1 protein-coding gene is annotated in these 431 nt (G+C 51.0%); it reads left to right on the plus strand.

The window, feature by feature from the left end:
- Positions 1–104 precede the first annotated feature (104 nt).
- The coding region (locus E4T88_RS17515) for a hypothetical protein (protein WP_135107575.1) at positions 105–431 on the plus strand (327 nt) is incomplete at its 3' end.

Genomic DNA, 431 nt, shown 5'->3' on the forward strand with positions numbered 1-431 from the left:
TGCCAAACTTGGGCAAGAGATCGTTCTTTACGATCTGAGCCGCTTTGCTTCGCGCAATATCAAAAAGGTTTTCGAATCAATCCCCCTCTTCGAAGGCCAAGAAAATGGATGAGGGCCTGCGCGCTGATGATTTTCGGCGCGCTTGGCCCACTGCGCTGTCCGCCGCGATGCGCGACGTGGGCCAACTGGCGGATCAAATTGAGACAGCAGCAGAGAAAGTAACTGCCGCCAACCGAGACGCGCTAGTTATCGCAGAGCTGCTTCCCAAGATGGTCGATGCGCTCCGTGTTTCTCTTCGCGAGGATGGAGAGAAACTCCTTTCGAGTAGCAGTGAAAGACTAGAGGAGATTGAAAAAAGAATCCAAGGTTTAGTCGATGAGGCAAGTGCCTTAGAAAAAAATATTGCAGCACGTACAGCTGAACTAGAACTT

The organism is Dysgonomonas mossii, assembly GCF_004569505.1.
Taxonomy (GTDB): domain Bacteria; phylum Bacteroidota; class Bacteroidia; order Bacteroidales; family Dysgonomonadaceae; genus Dysgonomonas.